General features: G+C 62.3%; 14 protein-coding genes. 10 read left to right on the plus strand and 4 right to left on the minus strand.

Annotated features, from left to right (window positions below; translation table 11 throughout):
- Positions 1-38: 38 nt before the first annotated feature.
- Positions 39-1,130, minus strand: a complete 1,092-nt coding sequence (locus RBH77_RS07915; protein WP_311031590.1) for an ABC transporter substrate-binding protein — start codon at positions 1,128-1,130, stop codon at positions 39-41.
- Between the two features lie 371 nt (positions 1,131-1,501).
- On the opposite strand from RBH77_RS07915, the gene RBH77_RS07920 reads away from it, so the two are divergent.
- The 5 genes from RBH77_RS07920 (at position 1,502) to RBH77_RS07940 (ending at position 7,285) form a co-directional block, all read left to right on the plus strand.
- Positions 1,502-2,143: an SGNH/GDSL hydrolase family protein gene (locus RBH77_RS07920; protein ID WP_311031591.1), complete on the plus strand. Its 642-nt coding sequence runs from the start codon at positions 1,502-1,504 to the stop codon at positions 2,141-2,143.
- Positions 2,144-2,212: 69 nt separating this feature from the next.
- The gene (locus RBH77_RS07925) at positions 2,213-3,304 is read left to right on the plus strand and encodes an ROK family transcriptional regulator (RefSeq protein WP_311031592.1); all 1,092 of its coding nucleotides are present in this window, start codon (positions 2,213-2,215) and stop codon (positions 3,302-3,304) included.
- Positions 3,305-3,425: 121 nt separating this feature from the next.
- Complete coding sequence (locus RBH77_RS07930; protein ID WP_311031593.1) at positions 3,426-4,493, plus strand: ABC transporter substrate-binding protein; 1,068 nt, start codon at positions 3,426-3,428, stop codon at positions 4,491-4,493.
- A 3-nt stretch (positions 4,494-4,496) separates the two neighbouring features.
- Positions 4,497-6,200 carry an ABC transporter permease gene (locus RBH77_RS07935; RefSeq protein WP_311031594.1) on the plus strand — a complete coding sequence of 568 codons (1,704 nt, stop codon included), beginning with the start codon at positions 4,497-4,499 and terminating at the stop codon, positions 6,198-6,200.
- Complete coding sequence (locus tag RBH77_RS07940) at positions 6,197-7,285, plus strand: ABC transporter ATP-binding protein (RefSeq protein WP_311031595.1); 1,089 nt, start codon at positions 6,197-6,199, stop codon at positions 7,283-7,285. The genes RBH77_RS07935 and RBH77_RS07940 overlap by 4 nt, the downstream gene beginning before the upstream one ends.
- A 130-nt stretch (positions 7,286-7,415) precedes the next feature.
- On the opposite strand, the gene RBH77_RS07945 is transcribed toward RBH77_RS07940, so the two are convergent.
- Entirely contained in the window at positions 7,416-7,556 is a 141-nt protein-coding gene (locus RBH77_RS07945) for a DUF1127 domain-containing protein (protein WP_311031596.1), read from the minus strand.
- 453 nt (positions 7,557-8,009) lie between these two features.
- Between RBH77_RS07945 and RBH77_RS07950 the strand changes: the two genes are divergently transcribed.
- Positions 8,010-9,338: an MFS transporter gene (locus RBH77_RS07950; RefSeq protein WP_311031597.1), complete on the plus strand. Its 1,329-nt coding sequence runs from the start codon at positions 8,010-8,012 to the stop codon at positions 9,336-9,338.
- Between the two features lie 43 nt (positions 9,339-9,381).
- Here the strand turns inward: RBH77_RS07950 and RBH77_RS07955 are convergent, their stop codons facing one another.
- A complete protein-coding gene (locus RBH77_RS07955) occupies positions 9,382-10,449 on the minus strand; it encodes an FCD domain-containing protein (RefSeq protein ID WP_311031598.1) in 1,068 nt (355 codons plus the stop codon).
- 152 nt (positions 10,450-10,601) lie between these two features.
- On the opposite strand from RBH77_RS07955, the gene RBH77_RS07960 reads away from it, so the two are divergent.
- Positions 10,602-11,507, plus strand: a complete 906-nt coding sequence (locus RBH77_RS07960; RefSeq protein ID WP_311031599.1) for a polysaccharide deacetylase family protein — start codon at positions 10,602-10,604, stop codon at positions 11,505-11,507.
- A gap of 7 nt (positions 11,508-11,514) precedes the next feature.
- Positions 11,515-12,246: an aspartate/glutamate racemase family protein gene (locus RBH77_RS07965; RefSeq protein WP_311031600.1), complete on the plus strand. Its 732-nt coding sequence runs from the start codon at positions 11,515-11,517 to the stop codon at positions 12,244-12,246.
- Between the two features lie 7 nt (positions 12,247-12,253).
- Here the strand turns inward: RBH77_RS07965 and RBH77_RS07970 are convergent, their stop codons facing one another.
- On the minus strand, positions 12,254-12,556 hold the full coding sequence (locus RBH77_RS07970) for a BolA family protein (protein ID WP_311031601.1): 303 nt from the start codon (positions 12,554-12,556) through the stop codon (positions 12,254-12,256).
- Positions 12,557-12,700: 144 nt separating this feature from the next.
- Between RBH77_RS07970 and RBH77_RS07975 the strand changes: the two genes are divergently transcribed.
- Both RBH77_RS07975 and cobS read left to right on the plus strand, forming a co-directional pair.
- Positions 12,701-13,315, plus strand: coding sequence for a J domain-containing protein (locus RBH77_RS07975; RefSeq protein WP_311032463.1), 615 nt, complete (start codon positions 12,701-12,703; stop codon positions 13,313-13,315).
- A gap of 104 nt (positions 13,316-13,419) precedes the next feature.
- Positions 13,420-14,406, plus strand: coding sequence for a cobaltochelatase subunit CobS (cobS, locus tag RBH77_RS07980; protein WP_311031602.1), 987 nt, complete (start codon positions 13,420-13,422; stop codon positions 14,404-14,406).
- The last annotated feature ends 2 nt before the right edge of the window (positions 14,407-14,408 follow it).

Consider the following 14,408-nt stretch of genomic DNA (forward strand, 5'->3'; position numbering starts at 1 on the left):
GACAATAGCCGGCGACCGGGGTAGACCTTGGGAGGCGCTTACTTCTTGCCGTAGAACTGCTTCAGCTGCTCTTCGGAAAGCTGCGAGGGCCACCAGACATTCGCCGACAGATCGTCGCGATAGTATTTCTTGGCCTTGTCGAGATCCCAGCCGTCCGGGTTGTAGTCGTAGTGCTTGTAGAGCGACTTGCCCTCGAGGAGGTCCACGGCCGCGACAATACCGGCTGCGCCCTGATCGGGACCATATTCAGGTGCGATCGACTTGAACCCCTCCTTGATCCACAGTCCGAAGAATCCGTTATTGCCCTCACCTGAAATCGGCGGGATCGGCGTGCCGAATTGCTTGAACACGTCCACGCATGCCCTGGTCATGTCCGCGCCGGACGACCATATGGCGTCGACGTTGGGATTGCTCAGATAGAGCGTCTCGCAAACCTTCTTGGCCTTGTCGTATTGCCAATAGCCGTATTCCTCGGCGGCGATCTTGATATCGCTGCCCTTGAGGGCCTGCACGAGGCCGTTGTAACGGTTGATGTCCTCGGGATGTCCCGGATAGCCGCGCAGCACCCAGATATTACCCTTGCCGCCAAGCGTCTTGACGATGAAATCGCCCATGACCTTGCCGAAATGTTCGGCGCCGCCCTGGATCTCGGTCGTATAGGCGTCCGTCTTTACGCGACCGGTGTGCAGGATCACCGGAATCCCCGCGGCAACCGCTCTTTCCATCGCGGCGTCCGCGGATGTCGGCGTGACCGGCTGCACGATGATCGCGTCGACATGCTGCGCGATCAGATCGTCGATGTCCGACACCTGCTTGTTCTGGTCGAGATTGGCATCGAGCAGGACGAACTTCTTGATGCACTTCTCCCTGTCCGCTGCGGCCTTCGCTTCATGCGCCACCTGAACTGTCCAGGTGTTGGCGTTCACGCCGAAATCGCTCATGCCGATGACCCAGCCGCAGGGCTTCTTGAATTTGCCCGCCTCGGTTACCGGATTGTCCCCTGTCCTGGCTGTCAGTCCGGGCTTGATGTCGCTGCCTGCGACTGCGTCGGCGGCGTAGGACGAGGCGACGGGCGCAAGTAGCATCGCGGTCAGCAAGCCTGCGACGGCCAGGGGTATTTTCGCAATCATTGAGTTTCCTCCCTTGGTTTAGGCTCGAATAGACGCCCGTCCATCCCGGCAAGGCACACGGTCCCTGCAATCATCGATGGAGTACGGGCCAAGCATGGCCGCCGACCTGTGGCGAGCCGAAAGCAAAACGGTTTCCTTTACGGACCATTGGGTTCGTAAAACGGCGCACGCAGGATTGGCGGGGAACCTCCTCCCTTATCCATCCAGAACCACGATCCGGCTTGCATGTCAATAGTTATTCAGATTGAATGATTATCTCATGCGCTTGTTTTGGCGGTAGAGCGATGCCATGTATGCTTACCCGATTCCTGAACGAGCTATTCCGCTAAGTGGCTGCTTCCATGTGCCATTCACGGGAGGGAGCGCACCATATGCATGCCGTGCTGTGCTTCGGCGACTCTAATACCCATGGCCAGATGCCGGGCGGCTCTCCGCTCGACCGCTATAGTTACGATCAGCGTTGGCCGGGGGTTCTTCAACGAGAACTGGGTCCGAAATGGCATGTCATCGAAGAGGGCCTTAGCGGCAGGACGACCGTCCGCGACGATCCTATCGAAGGCGCTGCCAAGAACGGCCGGACGTATCTACGCCCCTGCGTCATGAGCCATGCGCCGCTCGACCTCATCATAATCATGTTGGGGACGAACGATCTGAAGGCCCGCTTCAACCAGCCGGCATCCGAGGTTGCGATGGGCATCGGGTGCCTCGTTCACGATATCAGGGAACTGGCGCCCGGCCCCGGCGGCCTCGCCCCAGAAATCATGGTGGTCGCACCACCGCCCATGCTCGACGACATCAAGGAATGGGAGCAGATCTTCAAGAACGCGCAGCCGAAGTCACGGGAACTCGCGCTGCAGTTCGAGGTAATCGCCGATTCTCTTGAAATCCACTTCTTCGACGCAGGCCTGGTCGTCCAATGCGACCAGTCCGACGGTTTTCATATCAATGCGGAGGCCCATGAAAAACTTGGTGTGGCGCTGGCCCGCGAAGTGGAAGCGATAGGCTGGAAATGATCGTGCTTCCGAGCGGGCCATATTCCACCTTGCCGGTGTCGGGCAATTCATCGCGCGGGAGTGGTGGTCATGCCTGACATGCGTTTCGCGCCGCCCAACCCGCTGCGCATAGCGGACCGCGCCACCGGCCTCAACGCGGTGAGCGTGCGCAGCCACAACGAACGTCTGGTCCTTTCTCTGCTGCTGCAGAAGGAGGCGACGACGCGCCTGGAGATCGGGGAGCGCACGGGGCTCTCGGCCCAGACCGTGTCCGTGCTCGTCCGGTCGCTGGAGCAAGAAGGGCTCGTGGCCAAGGGCCCGGCTCAACGCGGGCGGATTGGCCCGCCGACCGTTCCCATCCTGCTCAATCCCGAGGGCGCCTTCTCGGTTGGCATCAGTGTTGGCAGGCGTCATACCGATCTCGTCCTGATCGATTTCGTCGGCGAGGTTCGCTTCCACACGACCCTTGCCCACCCCAGGATGGATCCGGACAGCAATCACTCGGAGTTTCTGGAAACGATCCGCGGCGCGATTGCGATGCTGCCCAAAAACGCACGCGAGCGGCTGGCGGGCGTAGGGCTGGCATTGGCGCACAGCGAAGCCGGCGGCCCGGACGAGGAAGCGTATTTCCGCGCCCTTCAGGAGGAGATCGAGGCGCAACTCGGAATTTCTCTTTTTATCCAGAACGACGTAACGGCCGCGGCGAGCGGAGAAAGCCTGTTCGGCGTTGCCAAGCCGCTGACAGACTACATGTTCTTTTATCTCGACGCGAAGCTGCATGGCCGGCTCGTCTTGAACCATCAGATATACAAGGGGAATTCGGACCTGAGCTTCGACGTAGGCATCGATGCGCTGGAAGTGGAACTGGCCGCGTACGGCAAATCCCTGGAGCCGCTATGGGACCGTTCGGGAGACTGGTCCGTCTATCAGGACCTGATCGAGGCCTGGGAAGATCGCCTGGTCGAACAGTTGAGGCAATCGCTCGCCGGCGTGAGGCAGTTTGTCGAGATCGAAGCGGTGGTCCTATCCTCTTACGTTCCGCAAAGCATCTGCCGAGGAATTTGCCGGAAGCTCGAATCCTCCGCGCCGGGCCTGGCCGTGATCAACGGAAACCTGAGGCCTTCTCCCAAGGCCGTAGGTGCGGCAAGCCTGCCCTTGAGTTCCAGGTTCATGATCGAATGACACTGGAATATCTGCCTCAATATTTACCCCCGTGCTGGTCTTTCGTTCGGGCCAAGTCACTCCTTGACTCTTGCAAAGCTGTGCATCTTAAGTGGAAGTCCATTTATTCGAGGGGAGGAAAATGGACCACTCAACATTTGGAGAAAGCCGGAAATCCAAGGGGAACGCGCTGTCGTCCCTTAGCCGGCGCAGCTTTCTGACGGCCGCGGTCGCGACGCCGTTCGTGCTCAGGAGGGCCTACGCGGCCGACGGCATCAACGCCTATTCCATCTGGCCGGAAAATTACGCCAAGCCGATGATGGACGCCTTCACGAAGGCGTCCGGAATTCCGGTCAAGTTCGTCCGCTTCTCGTCCGGCGAGGCCCTTGCCAGGGTGACCGCCGAGAAGAACAATCCACAGATCGACGTCCTCTTCGGCGGCCCGGTGGAGACGTTCACGGCCGGCCAGGGCCAGGGCGTGTTCGAAGCCTATGCGCCACCGGCGGCGGCCGACCTGCCTGCCCGGTTCAAGGATCCGAACGGCATGTGGACCGCGATCGCCGACGATCCGCTCGTTTTCATGACCAATACGGAGTTCCTCAAGAAGAACAATCTCAAGGCGCCGGCTTCCTGGGACGATTTTCTGAACCCCGCCTACAAGGGCATGCTTCAGATGGCTGATGCACGCACTTCCGGCACGGCGGTCACGCGCATCTTCTCGATCCTGCAGGTGCACAACCGCAACGAGGACGAGGCGTTCGCCTATATGAAGAAACTGCGCCAGAATGTGCAGGTCTATACCAAGAGCGGTGGCGGCGGTACGCTACCCACCGGACTCGGACAGGCCGGTGGCGGCATCTTCTTCATCGTCGACGCGCTATTCACCCGGCAGAAGGGCTACGATGTCCAGATCAGCTTTCCGAAGGAAGGGATCGGCGGGGCGGCCGAGTGCATTGCGCTCATCAAGGGTGCGAAGAACCCCGACGCCGGCAAGAAACTGATCGACTGGGCGACGAGTGCCGACATGCAGTCGCTGCTCGCGCCCAACAAGATCAACTTCATTCCCGCCAACCCGAAAGTAAAGACCGATCCGGCGCTCGCCGAAGTCCTCAAGGGCGCCAACATCATCGAGATCGACGATAAGTGGGCGGGCGAGAACCGCAAGCGCATTGTCAACAAATGGGTCGCCGAAGTGCTCAATGCCGGCTAGGCCATGAGTGCGACCGCCATGCCGCGCCGCCGATCCGGGCGGCCGGCGCAGGATCCGGTGCAAGCGACAGTCATCATTGTCCTGTGGCTGCTGCTTGCGCTTTTCGTCATCTATCCTTTGATCGAACTGCTCGGCACGGCCTTCAGCGGTGGCGAGGGCTATTCGCTGGGGCCGCTGATTTCCGCGCTCGGCAACGCCCATTACCTCAAGGCATTCCGCAACAGCCTCGTCCTGGCGTTTCTCGTCGGTCTCCTCGGCACGGCGGCCGGCTTCCTTTTCGCCTACACGGTCGAACGCGCCGGTCTGGGCCGTACCGGGCGGAAGATATTCGATCTCGTCACGCTTCTTCCGCTGATCTCGCCGCCGTTCACCACGTCGATCGCGTTCGTCTTTTCCTTCGGCCCGCAAGGCTTGATCAGCCACGATATTCTCGGGATGCAGAACGCGAATGTCTACGGCTTGCGCAGCACGCTGGTCGCCGAGGCGCTGACCTATTTCCCGCTTGCCTATCTCGCCTTGCGGCCGATCATCGCCTCGATCGGCGGCAATCTCGAGGAGATGGCGTTCAGCCTAGGAAGTTCGCGCTGGCATGTCTTCCGCACCGTCACCTTGCCGCTGACCGTGCCCGGTCTGGCCAACGCGTTCCTCCTGCTTTTCGCCGCATCGCTCGCCGATTTCGCCACGCCGCTCATCCTTGCGGGCAACGACCTGCCGGTGCTGCCGACCGAGGCCTATCTCCAGATCACCGGCATGTTCGACCTGAACGCCGGCGCGATATTGTCTCTGATGCTGCTCGTTCCGGCGGCGCTCGTCTATTTCGCGCAGCGACGGCTCGTCGTCGGCAGGAGCTATGTGACCGTCACCGGCAAGGGGGGCGGGCAGACCCGGCATCAGGCACTTCCGCCGATCGCCCGCGCGCTGCTCATCCTGGGTTGCGCATCCACCTGCCTGTTCATCGTCTATCTCTACGGGCTTCTCGTCTACGCCTCCTTCGTGGTCGCCTTCGGCGCGAACGATACGTTCACGCTGGCCAGCTATCGCGCCATCTTCACGGACGGCATGCCCGCCATCAAGGACACGCTCATCATCGCCCTGATCGGCATGCCGATCGGCGGTCTTTACGCGGTGGTCGTCGGATATCTCGTCTGCCGCACCAAATTCCTGAGCCGGCAGGCGATGGAGATCGTCAGCATGATCAACTATGCGCTGCCAGGCACCATCGTCGGCATAGGCTACCTGATCGCCTTCAACAAACAGCCTTTCGCGATCACCGGCACGGCGCTCATCATCATCGCCTGCTATATTTTCCGCTACAGCCCGTCCGGCATCCGCACGACGGTCGCGCTCCTGCAGCAGATCGACCGCAGCATCGAGGAGGCGTCCTTCAGCCTCGGTGCGGGAAGTTTCACCACCTTCCGCCGCGTGATGCTGCCGCTCATCCTGCCGGCCTTCTTCGCTGGGCTCGGCGTGGTGTTCATCCGCTCTATGACGGCGATCAGCGCCACGATCTTCCTGATCTCGATCAACTGGACGCTGGTGACGGTGCGCATCCTGGAAAACATGACCGAATTGTCGCTCGGCATCGCCGCCGCCTTCTCGGTTTTCGTCATCGCCACCGTCCTGGTCGTGACCGGCATCCTGAACTTCATCCTCAGGCAGATGACCTCTCCGGAACTCCGCCGTTCGCTTTCGGGCTATTCAGCATGACCCATCCATCCGTCGGCATCCGCCTCGACAAGATTTCAGCGGCGTTCCGTCATCCCGATCGGGGCCTCGTCACGGCGGTCCGCGAGATCGATCTCGATGTCCGGCCGGGCGAACTCCTGACGCTGCTCGGACCGTCCGGCTGCGGCAAGACGACGACGCTCAGGATGATCGCGGGCTTCCAGGAGCCAAGCGAGGGAACCATCCATATCGGAGACAAGGATGTCACCCGCGTCGCCGCCAACCGGCGCGACATCGGCTTCGTCTTCCAGAATTACGCGCTGTTCCCGCATCTGTCCGTGTTCGAGAACGTCGCGTATGGGTTGCGCGTGCGCAGGATGAAACAGGCGGAGGTGACGCCGGCGGTCGAGCAGGTGCTGGCGATGGTGGGCCTCGACGGCTTCGGCGGGCGGTTGCCCAGCGAGCTTTCGGGCGGCCAGCAGCAGAGGGTCGCGCTCGCCCGCGCCATCGTCATCCGGCCGCGCGTGCTGCTTTTCGACGAGCCGCTCTCCAATCTGGACGCCAAGCTCCGGCTGCAGATGCGCGACGAGATCCGCAAGCTGCAGAAGATGCTCGGCACGACTGCCGCCTACGTGACGCATGACCAGGACGAGGCGATGGCGATCTCCGACCGCATCGCCGTCATGGAAGACGGACGGATCAGCCAGATCGGCACGGCCGAGGACCTTTACCGGCGTCCGGCATCGGCGTTCATCGCCCAGTTCATCGGCCGGGCAAATCTTCTGACCGGCACGGTGGTCGCCCGTTCCACGGATACGATAACGCTCGAGACAGCCGGCCAGCGGAGCGCTTTCCGCAGCACCGCGCAAGCGGCGAAGGGCGACCGGCTATGCGCGGTGCTGCGCCCCGAATCGATTTCCATCGGCAAGGCCGGCGAGGGAATGGTCGCGACGGTCGCAAGCAGCACCTATCTCGGCGACAAGATCGAATATTCGGTGGTCGTCGGCGAAGACGCGCTCAAGATCGTTCGTTTCGATCCGCCCGAGGCGGAGAGGTTCGAAGTGGGAGGGGAAGTGCGCATCCGCTTCCCCCGGGAAGGCGTACAGCTTCTGCCAGCGCGGGGCTGAACGGCGACCGCCGGATACGACAAAGCCCGCCGGGGAGGATCGGCGGGCTTTGCGTTGGGTGACCGGCGAATGGGAGGGACGCCGGTCTTTTCGACGGGGAGGGAGGAGGCACCCCGCCGTATGCTGTTCGTCAGATGGCCGTCTTGGCGACCGAGTAGATGTCGCCGCGGCGCAGGCCCATATCGTCCAGCTCGCGGTCGGTCAGACGGCTAAGCTCGTTTACGGTCTTACGGAAGCGGCGCCAGTTGCGGTAATTGCGGATCACGTTCATTTCCTTGCCCTCGCTTGAAGCGGTGTTGTTCGATGCCGCTCAGATAATGGGCAATCGGCCTGATTTGAATGCACGGCCATGCATGGCTGGGGTGCATTTTGTGCATTGCAGCAAAGTGACGCACAAGGACGGAAATTCGCGATCGGCGTCCGCTTCGAGGCGCGCTGGTCCCGAACCCATCCGCGTCGGGTTTCGGCCTGTGGATACGCTCACCGCCAGACTGTCCAAGCGGACGAGCAGGCTCATGCGGTAGTACGTATACATAATTTCCAAAGCCGGCCAAATCATAGAGTCCGCGAAAGGAAAGCGAAAGAATCTGCAGGCGCATTCCATATTGTCCACAATATCAAATATTGACGACAACATATTTTCACATCATACAATAAGGCGCGCCATGCGATACGGGACGTCGCGATCTGCGCTAAGGGAGAGGGTAGGAATATGACTATTGGTATGACGGACAAAGCGCCGCGCCTGGCGGAAGGCGCTGACGAATTCCCGCCGCTGACCCGTGGTCAGGTCGGCTACACGGCGATTGTGGCTCTGCTTGCGTGGACTTTCGCGGTCTACGACCTGATCACGTTTGGCAACCTCCTGCCGCTGATCCAGGCCGACTTCGGATGGAGCAATGCGACCGCCTCCTATGTCGCGACCTTCGTCGGTCTCGGCTCCCTGGTTATCGCGCTTACCGTAGGGCCGCTGATCGATTTCGTCGGCCGTCGCTTCGCGCTGGTGGTGACGACGGGGGGCGCGGCCATCAGTTCGGGACTGGCTGCTCTTGCCGTCGGCCCCGTCTCGCTCATCCTCGTGCGGTCGCTCGCCGGTTTCGGCATGTCCGAGCAGGCGGTCAACTCAGCCTATCTCAATGAGGTGTTCGGCGCGCGTGCGAAAGGTTTCCTTTATGGCATCGTCCAGGCCGGCTGGCCGCTTGGTGTCATGCTGTCGGCGGGCCTCGCAGCCGTATTGACGCCGACGGTCGGCTGGCGCGGTGTTTTCGTCATAGCTACCTTTCCGCTGGCGGTGATCCTCGTCTGCCGTTTCGGGCTCAAGGAATCTCCCTATTTCCTGAAGGTGAAGCGACTGCGCGAGTTGCGGCGGAAGGGCAACGCCGCTGAGGCCGAAGCGCTCGGCCGGAAGTGGCAACTCGACATGACGGGCGACCGGCTCAACACCTACGCGGAGCTGTTCACACCGGCACTCCGCCGCCATTCGATTGCGCTCGGTGCCATGTTCTTCTTCAAGATCATCGCCGATTCGCAATTGACGGTTCTGGCTACTTCGGTGCTGTCGCAGGCGAAGGGGATCGAACTTACCGGCGCCTTATGGACGGTATTCATCGGCAATGCCGTTGCGCTGATCGGTTATCTTTTCTTCGGCTGGCTCGGAGACCGCATCGGGCGAAGGGGGACCGTCATCATCGCGCAGACGCTAGCTGCGGTGTGCACGGCGCTCCTCCTTTTCGTTGCGCAGGGCTTCGCGATAGTAGTGGTTTTCTACTCATTGGTGCTGTTCTTCGCACAGGGTGCCGCCGCGCCGTTCTTCGCCTATGTGGGCGAGTCGTATCCGACACGCATCCGTGGCTCGGGAGCGGCCTATATCAACGTCGCGGGGCCCGTCGGCGGCATTTTCGGGCCGTTGATCTACGGCAGTCTGCAGCAGGCCGGCGCCAGCCCGACCGTCGCTGCCGCTTCGGGTGCCGTAGCCGCGCTGATCGCCGCGGCCTGCCTGCTCGCGGCACGGCCGATCCGACCGGGCCAGGAATTGGCGTCCGTATCGCATTGAGGTCTGGCGACGAAGGGCGCAGGGCATGTCGGGAGCGAACGGCTCAGCCGGTATGGTCGAGTACGGACGATCCCGGCAGCCTGTGCTGGTTGTCGGAAAGATGGCGCTGCATCAGCGCCGTCGCTCCTTCTATGTCCCCGGCGGCCAGGAGGTCTATGAGGCGGGCGTGTTCCTCGACGCCGCAAGTCGGCGGGCCGCCGCTGTCGTAGAGGAGCACGGCAAGAGAAGTCTTGGCGGCAAGGTTCTGGACGAAGCCCTCGAGGATGCGGTTGTCGCCCAGGGAAGCGATGAGCATATGGAATTCCGTGAGCAAGCGGACGAAACGGCCTCTGTCGCCCGATTGCTTCGCCTTGATCTGCCGCTCGAGATGGCGTCGAAGGAGTCGGATGTCGTGGGCGGTGCAATGGCGGCAGACATCGGCGACGATGGCACCCTCGATGAGCCGCCGCGCCGCATATGCCTCGCGCACCTCGGTCAACGACGGATCGGCGACGAATGCTCCGCGGTTACGTTCCAGAACGACCAGCCCGCCCGCCGAGAGCCTGCGCAGCGCCTCCCTGACGAGCGTCCTGCCGACGCCGAGGCGGTCGGCGAGGGCCTGTTCGCTGAGCTTCTGCCCCGGGCGGTAGCGTCCGTGGGTGATAAGGCTGGCAATGGCGTTGGCGATGTAGTCGTCCGACGCGATGCCATGGAAGGCGTTTCCAGGCACATCTGCAAGGACGTCGGTGGACGCGTACGAATCGGTCGGCTTCCGGTCTTTCCCGGGATTTCCCGTGAGCTCACCCGCTCGCCGGAGCACTTTCAGTATCGTGTCGGAGGAAAGATCGATGCCGTGAGATTCCTTCAATTCCTGCCGAAGCCTGTGGATGCCCAGCCCTTGCGTCCTGCGCAGATCGAGGATCAGGGCTTCCTCGCGCTCGAAGACCTTGCGGTTCGGCGAATGCGTCGGCCTGCGGCTCTGCGGTTCCAGCCCTGCGACGCCGAACTCATCGTAGCGATGCAGCCATTTCCGCAAGGTCGGGCGGGAAATACCGAACTCGGCACACACCCTCCCGGCATTTCCGCTCAATCGATAGGCCTCGATCCAGAGTAACTTTTCATTTCTGTCCATCCCAGGAACCCTTATGCCGCACGTACACATTTATTCAACTGCCGGGTACCGTTCAACTGCTCCGGCATGCCGGAGGTATTTTGGTCAATTTGCCACCCTCATATCGATTTCGAGGTGGTCGACCGCGCCTGCCATTGTCGGGAGGAACGTCCATGACTGACATGCCAGCCGGCCGGGACTTCATCGGATATGGCGCCAATTTGCCCAACGCGAACTGGCCGGGAAAGGCGCGTGTCGCCGTTTCGTTCGTCCTCAACATCGAGGAGGGTGCGGAGCTTTCCATCCGTGACGGAGACGAGCGGAACGAGGGGGTCTACGAAGCGGTCGAGGAAATCCACGGCGCCGTCGACCCGTGCCAGGATTCACATTATGAGTATGGGACGAGGGCCGGCTACTGGCGGATCATCGAAACGCTTTCCGCCGCGGGCGTGGCGGTGACGCTCAACGCATGCGGTCGGGCGATCGAGCGGTCGCCCTGGATCGCCAGGGACGCGGTGGAGCGCGGCCATGAGATTTCCTGTCACGGCTGGCGCTGGGAGCGCCACGCCGGCATGGACGAGGTGACCGAGCGCAAGGCCATCGCACGTACCGTTCTCGCCATACGCGCCGCGTCCGGCGTGACACCGGTCGGCTGGCACACGCGTTCCGCATCATCCGCCAATACGCGGCGGCTGCTGCTCGAACATGGCGGTTTCCTCTACGACAGCGACGCTTATTGCGACGACCTGCCCTTTTTCGTGCCGGTCGGAGGAAAGCGCCATCTCGTGCTGCCCTACAGTTTCGACACCAACGATATGAATTTCTTCGGCAATCAGCGTTTCGTCAGCGGCCGCGACTTCGCCGACTACGCGATCGCGGCTTATGATCGCCTATGGCAGGAGGGCGCAGACCGCCCGCGTATGATGTCTGTCGGGTTGCATCTCCGCGTCATCGGCCGCCCCGCGCGGATCGGCGGGCTCGAGACGATCCTCGGCCATATCCGGCAGCGTGGCGGGGCATGGATCGCGCGGCGCGACGAGATTGCCCGCCATTGGCTGGCACTCGACAAGGCGGGCTGAAGAAACGATGCGACGAATCCTCCTTCTCAATCCCAACACCAACAAGGCCATGACGGCGGCGATGCGGGCGCAGGCGGCCACCCATCTGCCGCCGGAAGCGGAATTGACGACGGTAACGGGAAGCTTCGGCTTTCCGGGCGTCGCGACGCGCGTTGCCTATGCGGTGGCCAGCCATGCGGCCCTCGATGCCTATGCACGTCGCGAGTCGGATCCCGACGTGGTCCTGTTGTCCTGCTTCGGGGACCCGGGACTGGAGGCCCTGCGCGAACTCGCTCCGTGCCCGGTGGTGGGGCTGGCGGAGGCGTCGATCCGAGCGGCGGACCGGTTCGCCGATACCTTCGCGATCATAACGGTTGGCTTGCCATGGATCGGCATGCTCGAGGAATGCGTGGCCGCGGCAAGGCCGGCAAGCGGCTTTGCAGGCGTCTTTGCCGTGGACGGGGCCGGATTCGATTATGTCCGTTCGCCGGAGACGGTGCTGGGTGCTCTCGACGGTTTGGCCGAACAAGCCGTCGCGGCCGGTGCCTGCACGTTGATCCTGGGCGGAGGGGCGCTGGCAGGCTTGAAGCATCGTCTCCATACGCCAGCGCGGTATATCGACTGCATCGAGGCCGCGGTAATTGCTGCCCTTGCGGCAGATGCGCCACACGCTGGAACAGCAGTGAGGCAGACAGCGGGGTCGAAGGGCCTGTCGGCGCCCCTTGCTGCGGTCATCGATGGCCTGGCGAGATCGGCCTAGTCATCTGCTACCAGCGCGTCTTCTCGCCCGGCGCGGCAGGCTCGATCGCTAGGGCATGGACGCCCGCTTTCAGTTCGCCTGCCAGCAGGGCGTTGACGGCGCGGTGGCGCTCGACGCGGCTCATGCCGGCAAAGGACGGCGCGACGATGCGGACACGGAAATGCGTCTCGCCAGCGCCGTCGAAGACGGCCTCGTGGCCGGATTCGAGATGATGATGGCCGGCGTGGAGGTGGCTCTCGTTTATGACTTCCAGCCTTTCGGGCGAAAGTGCGGTTTTCAATTTCGCTTCCATATCGGATTGAATGGACATTGCCGTCGTTCCTTACCATATAGGCGGAGCAGGTCGCGAACCGTCTCCATCGTCTTGTAAACCGACGATTCAGCCGGTAGGCCGATCATCCCCGAAATGTCAATTCTTGTATCGTCGGACGAAGCGCCCATAATCGACGGCAGCATGAAGCCTTATTCGAAATATTTCGAGCGCATCCGCATCCGGCCCGATCCCGGCGCGGAACTGAAGACGCATCCGCAGCGCTGCCAATGGGACGGGTGCACGGAAGCCGGCACCCACAGGGCGCCGGTCGGACGCATGCGCGAAGGCGAGTATTTCCATTTCTGCTTCGAGCATGTGAGGGAATACAACAAGCGCTACAATTACTTTTCCGGACTTGCCGATACCGAGATCGCGCGCTTCCAGAAGGAGGCGCTGACAGGCCACCGGCCGACCTGGAAGATGGGAGCGGCGCCGGGGCCGCAGGCGGCGGCCGACTTCTCGCAGGTGCGCTCCGGCGGTGCCGGCTATTTCCGGCGCACGCGCGATCCGTTCAACCTGTTCGGTGCGCAGGCCAACCGTCCTCCTCAGGAGCGCAAGGCGCGGCCGCTTGAGGCCAAGGCGCTGGAAACGCTTGGACTTGACGTAAAGGCGACTGGCGCCGACATCAAGGCGCGCTATAAGGAACTGGTGAAACGCCACCATCCCGACGCGAATGGCGGCAACAGGGGTTCGGAAGACCGGTTCCGCGAGGTGATCCAGGCCTACCGGCTGCTCAGACAGGCAGGCTTGTGCTGAGCGCTTCGTTTCAGCGGCTTCTATCCGACAGGAAAAAGCCTTAAGACGGCCCCCTGAAAATTGGAAACAAAGCGGCGCGGGAGAGGTTCCGTGCTGGAGGCATGATGAACAAGATCGACCGCGATATCGCGAATCTGCCCGACACGACCGTGTCGGTGAAGGAAACGTTCGGCTTCGAATCCAGCATGGTCGTGCCGGCCTATTCGGCCACCAACGAGCATGTGCCCGATTTCGATCCCGACTATCTGTTCGACGAGCAGACGACGCTCGCTATCCTTTCGGGCTTCGCCTTCAACCGGCGCGTGATGGTTTCCGGTTATCATGGCACGGGTAAATCGACCCATATCGAGCAGGTGGCGGCAAGGCTCAACTGGCCTTGCGTGCGCGTCAACCTCGACAGTCATGTCAGCCGTATCGACCTTGTCGGCAAGGACGCGATCGTGCTGAAGGAAGGCAAGCAGGTCACCGAGTTCCGCGACGGCATCCTGCCCTGGGCCTACCAGCACAATGTCGCGCTCTGCTTCGACGAGTACGACGCCGGCCGGCCGGACGTCATGTTCGTCATCCAGCGCGTGCTGGAGAGTTCCGGCCGGCTGACGCTGCTCGACCAGTCGAGGGTGATCCGGCCGCACCCGGCCTTCCGCCTCTTCGCCACCGCCAACACGGTGGGCCTCGGCGACACGACGGGCCTCTACCACGGCACGCAGCAGATCAACCAGGCGCAGATGGACCGCTGGTCGATCGTCACGACGCTGAACTATTTGCCGCACGACAACGAGGTCGCCATCGTGCTGGCCAAGGCCAAGCATTACCGCAACGACAAGGGCCGCGAGATCGTCAACAAGATGGTGCGCGTCGCCGACATGACGCGTTCGGCCTTCGTCAACGGCGACCTTTCGACGGTGATGAGCCCGCGCACGGTCATCACCTGGGCGGAGAATGCCGAGATCTTCGGCTCGATCGGCATGGCGTTCCGGCTCACCTTCCTCAACAAATGCGACGAACTGGAACGCGCTCTCGTGGCCGAGTTCTACCAGCGCGCCTTCGGCGAGGAATTGCCGGAGAGTGCGGTGAACGTGGTGCTGGGGTAGGA

Origin of the sequence: Mesorhizobium koreense, assembly GCF_031656215.1 — a bacterium.
GTDB classification, from domain to species: domain Bacteria; phylum Pseudomonadota; class Alphaproteobacteria; order Rhizobiales; family Rhizobiaceae; genus Mesorhizobium_L; species Mesorhizobium_L koreense.

Bases quoted from the DNA above. Each gene is read 5' to 3' on its own strand.
- RBH77_RS07950 (WP_311031597.1), top strand. From the start codon at position 8,010: ATGACGGACAAAGCGCCGCGCCTGGCGGAAGGCGCTGACGAATTCCCG.
- RBH77_RS07975 (WP_311032463.1), top strand. From the start codon at position 12,701: ATGAAGCCTTATTCGAAATATTTCGAGCGCATCCGCATCCGGCCCGAT.
- RBH77_RS07955 (WP_311031598.1), bottom strand. From the start codon at position 10,449: ATGGACAGAAATGAAAAGTTACTCTGGATCGAGGCCTATCGATTGAGC.
- RBH77_RS07970 (WP_311031601.1), bottom strand. From the start codon at position 12,556: ATGTCCATTCAATCCGATATGGAAGCGAAATTGAAAACCGCACTTTCG.
- RBH77_RS07945 (WP_311031596.1), bottom strand. From the start codon at position 7,556: ATGAACGTGATCCGCAATTACCGCAACTGGCGCCGCTTCCGTAAGACC.
- RBH77_RS07925 (WP_311031592.1), top strand. From the start codon at position 2,213: ATGCCTGACATGCGTTTCGCGCCGCCCAACCCGCTGCGCATAGCGGAC.
- RBH77_RS07965 (WP_311031600.1), top strand. From the start codon at position 11,515: ATGCGACGAATCCTCCTTCTCAATCCCAACACCAACAAGGCCATGACG.
- RBH77_RS07960 (WP_311031599.1), top strand. From the start codon at position 10,602: ATGACTGACATGCCAGCCGGCCGGGACTTCATCGGATATGGCGCCAAT.
- RBH77_RS07930 (WP_311031593.1), top strand. From the start codon at position 3,426: ATGGACCACTCAACATTTGGAGAAAGCCGGAAATCCAAGGGGAACGCG.
- RBH77_RS07935 (WP_311031594.1), top strand. From the start codon at position 4,497: ATGAGTGCGACCGCCATGCCGCGCCGCCGATCCGGGCGGCCGGCGCAG.
- RBH77_RS07915 (WP_311031590.1), bottom strand. From the start codon at position 1,130: ATGATTGCGAAAATACCCCTGGCCGTCGCAGGCTTGCTGACCGCGATG.
- cobS (WP_311031602.1), top strand. From the start codon at position 13,420: ATGAACAAGATCGACCGCGATATCGCGAATCTGCCCGACACGACCGTG.
- RBH77_RS07940 (WP_311031595.1), top strand. From the start codon at position 6,197: ATGACCCATCCATCCGTCGGCATCCGCCTCGACAAGATTTCAGCGGCG.
- RBH77_RS07920 (WP_311031591.1), top strand. From the start codon at position 1,502: ATGCATGCCGTGCTGTGCTTCGGCGACTCTAATACCCATGGCCAGATG.